The organism is Psychrobacter sp., from assembly GCF_035469765.1.
GTDB lineage: Bacteria > Pseudomonadota > Gammaproteobacteria > Pseudomonadales > Moraxellaceae > Psychrobacter.
On the sequence record NZ_DATIRM010000177.1, the window covers coordinates 1 to 3,015 of the forward strand.

Below are 3,015 nucleotides of genomic sequence, written 5' to 3' on the forward strand. Positions count from 1 at the left end.
TGTATCACCATAATAACCTGAATGGGTCGAAGCAAACTGCTGCTTGGTTGGGCACTTGGCAGCAATTTGATATTGCAATGCCATTTTTAGTGCTACTTCTACCGCGATGCTGCCACTATCGGCATAAAATATCGCATCGAGACCAGTAGGCACAATAGAAAGCAGCTTTCTACCCAGATCTATCGCTGGCTGATGGGTCAGACCACCAAACATCACGTGCGCCATTTTGCCCAATTGTTTAATCACCGCTGCATTCAACTTAGGATGATTATAACCGTGTACACTCGCCCACCATGACGACATACCGTCAATAAGACGTGTACCATCTTCAGTGACGATATAGATACCTTCGGCATGGTCAATCACCATATTAGGATAACTGGGTGGCAAGCTGGCATAGGGATGCCAGAGATGTTGCTGGTCAAATTCGTTGGTTGATGCAGTTGTCATATTTTACTTACCAGTAATGCGCTTGTATTTTGACATCAAATCGCTCTCAGTTTCGACGTGGTTTGGGTCATGAGGAATGCAATCAACGGGACAGATGACCACGCATTGCGGCTCATCAAAGTGACCGACGCATTCGGTACATAAATCAGGGTCAATGACATAAATATCATCGCCTTCTGAGATGGCTTCGTTTGGGCAAGCAGGCTCGCACACATCACAATTGATGCATTCGTCCGTAATTAATAACGCCATAAACTGCTCCTTATTTGCTAGCAGCTGATAATAAATGAGTACGTTCGTAGTCTACTATCAAACTCAACATTGTATATTCGATCAATATTTAACGTTTACTTAGTAAACGCTTAACTGAAGATTAGCGACTGAGTTTTTGTATAAAGGCTTCTGAGACGCATGGTGGCACAAATTTGGTCACATCACCGCCAAGTCTGGCAATTTCACGAATCATCGTTGATGAGATAAAAGAGTAGTTTTGTGACGGGGTTAAGAATACCGCTTCAAAATTCTCATCAAGCTCACGGTTCATATTCGCCAATTGAAACTCATATTCAAAGTCTGACATAGCACGCAGACCACGTAGTACCGCAGTGGCGTTTTTTTCGCGCATAAAATCGACCAACAAACCTTCAAAGCCAATCACCGAAACTTGCGGTAAATCAGCAAATACCGTTTCGACCAAGGCAACACGCTCTTCAAAGTCAAACAATGGCTTTTTATGATGTCCTGAGGCGACAGCGATGACCACCTCATCAAACAGTTTCGTCGCCCGTTTAACCAAATCGACATGACCATTGGTAATGGGATCAAAGGTGCCAGGATATAAAATCTTAGTATGCAGTTTTGAGGAAGTAGCAGAAAGGCTCATAACAGGGCTAATATGATTAATAATAATGACCCATATGCTAGCAAATTTTACTCAAATTTAATACTTATCTACTACATTTGTCCTAATAGTGCAGCTACATTTGCAGCGGTGGCTTTGTTACAATAGTCAGTTCGACTCATCCGTTTTAGCATTTATAAAAAATAACTCGCATTTAAGGGTTAGGATGAGGAATTAGCACGACTAGAAAAATAGGGACAAGATATATTTAAGCAGTCCTTATGGAGACATTATGTCAAAAAAATCAAAAAAACCGGAAAATCAAATTTGTGCCAATAAAAAGGCTCGTCATGAGTACTTTATTGAAGAGACATTTGAGGCAGGACTGTCATTACAAGGTTGGGAAGTCAAAGCCATTCGTGCTGGTAAAATGACCATTACGGAAGCTTATATTATTTTTCGTAATAATGAGGCATTTCTATTTGGCGCACATATTCAGCCGCTACTATCTAGCTCGACGCACGTGAGCCCCGATAGTATCCGTACGCGTAAGCTCTTGCTCAATCGCCGCGAAATCGAAAAATTATTTGGCGCAGTCAATCAAAAGGGCTATGCCTGCGTGCCGTTATCCTGTTATTGGAAAAACTCACTGGTGAAATGCCAAATTGGTTTAGCACTCGGTAAGAAACAGCATGACAAACGCAAAACGCTTAAAGACCGTGATTGGGAACGTGATAAGCAGCGCGGTTTCAAACAGCATTTAGATTAAAGCCCTCTTTCAACAGATTGGTTTTAATCTTAAAAAAACGGACGATTCAACATTATATTGAATTGTCCGTTTTTATTTGTTCAATCAATCTTATTGATTAATTTTCAAACAACTGGCGCAATTTCTGTCGTTTGTGATTGCTTATGAGCGCGGCGTAATTGACGGTAGCTGCACCTCTTCGGGACGTAAGTATTCTGCCAGTATATCTGTCATCGCGGACACGCTTTGGTCTACTGATTAAGTATCAATATTCATCAGCTTTCTCCTATATAGTAAAAGAAACATAAATCCGCTACAGTATATAATATGGCATACTCAAAAGATTACCGACAACTGATACTCAATAAGCTTGAAGAAGGCTATAGCATTCGACAACTTGCAGAGGAGTATCAAATTAGCACCAACACTATTCAGCGTTGGAAAACATTTCCTGAGCGTAAAAGACGTCAATTTACCCCGACAAAGATAGACGATGATTTACTGAGAGCTGATGTAGAAGCTTATCCTGATGATTATCAGCACGAACGAGCTCGGCGTTTTAACTGCACTCAAAGAGGTATAGGCATCGCTTTAAAACGAATATGCATCACTCAAAAAAAAGAGCTTAACTCATCCAAAAGCGGATGAAGAGAAAGGTCTTATATTTCTTGAAAAGTTAGCGCAACTTAAGTTTGATGATAAGCCAATTATCTATCTTGATGAAAGTGGTTTGAAATCTCATGATAATAGACCCTACGGTTATTCTAATAGAGGTAAAAAATGCTTTGGACAATACAACTGGCAGCTTAAAAAACAAACCAATGCGATAGGCGCTATTTACAATAGCCAGCTGTTCGCTATTGGACTCTATGATCGCAGTGTAAATAGCGATGTATTCCATCGTTGGGTTGAACAAAAACATAAAGAGTGGCGGCTAGATTGTGTTAATACCTTGTTCTTTTATTTCTTATGGCTG

Annotated in this window: 6 protein-coding genes; 3 read left to right on the forward strand and 3 right to left on the reverse strand. The window is 40.5% G+C overall.

Annotated features, from left to right (window positions below; genetic code table 11):
* The 3 genes from VLN09_RS05025 to coaD all read right to left on the reverse strand — a co-directional run.
* Positions 1–450, reverse strand: a 450-nt coding sequence (locus VLN09_RS05025) for an aminotransferase class III-fold pyridoxal phosphate-dependent enzyme (protein ID WP_325244282.1), incomplete at its 3' end; no start/stop codon positions are given.
* Between the two features lie 3 nt (positions 451–453).
* On the reverse strand, positions 454–702 hold the full coding sequence (locus tag VLN09_RS05030; RefSeq protein ID WP_011279634.1) for a YfhL family 4Fe-4S dicluster ferredoxin: 249 nt from the start codon (positions 700–702) through the stop codon (positions 454–456).
* Positions 703–823: 121 nt separating this feature from the next.
* A complete protein-coding gene (gene coaD, locus VLN09_RS05035) occupies positions 824–1,333 on the reverse strand; it encodes a pantetheine-phosphate adenylyltransferase (protein ID WP_325244285.1) in 510 nt (169 codons plus the stop codon).
* A gap of 250 nt (positions 1,334–1,583) precedes the next feature.
* Here coaD and smpB point away from each other — a divergent pair, with 250 nt between their 5' ends.
* From smpB to VLN09_RS05050, 3 genes are all read left to right on the forward strand, one after another.
* Positions 1,584–2,060 carry an SsrA-binding protein SmpB gene (smpB, locus tag VLN09_RS05040; RefSeq protein WP_325244288.1) on the forward strand — a complete coding sequence of 159 codons (477 nt, stop codon included), beginning with the start codon at positions 1,584–1,586 and terminating at the stop codon, positions 2,058–2,060.
* Positions 2,061–2,366: 306 nt separating this feature from the next.
* Positions 2,367–2,687: an IS630 transposase-related protein gene (locus VLN09_RS05045; RefSeq protein ID WP_011281355.1), complete on the forward strand. Its 321-nt coding sequence runs from the start codon at positions 2,367–2,369 to the stop codon at positions 2,685–2,687.
* Positions 2,688–2,748: 61 nt separating this feature from the next.
* A partial coding sequence (locus VLN09_RS05050; protein ID WP_325244291.1) for a transposase occupies positions 2,749–3,015 on the forward strand: 267 nt, incomplete at its 3' end.

Bases quoted from the DNA above. Each gene is read 5' to 3' on its own strand.
- VLN09_RS05030 (WP_011279634.1), bottom strand. From the start codon at position 702: ATGGCGTTATTAATTACGGACGAATGCATCAATTGTGATGTGTGCGAG.
- coaD (WP_325244285.1), bottom strand. From the start codon at position 1,333: ATGAGCCTTTCTGCTACTTCCTCAAAACTGCATACTAAGATTTTATAT.
- VLN09_RS05045 (WP_011281355.1), top strand. From the start codon at position 2,367: ATGGCATACTCAAAAGATTACCGACAACTGATACTCAATAAGCTTGAA.
- smpB (WP_325244288.1), top strand. From the start codon at position 1,584: ATGTCAAAAAAATCAAAAAAACCGGAAAATCAAATTTGTGCCAATAAA.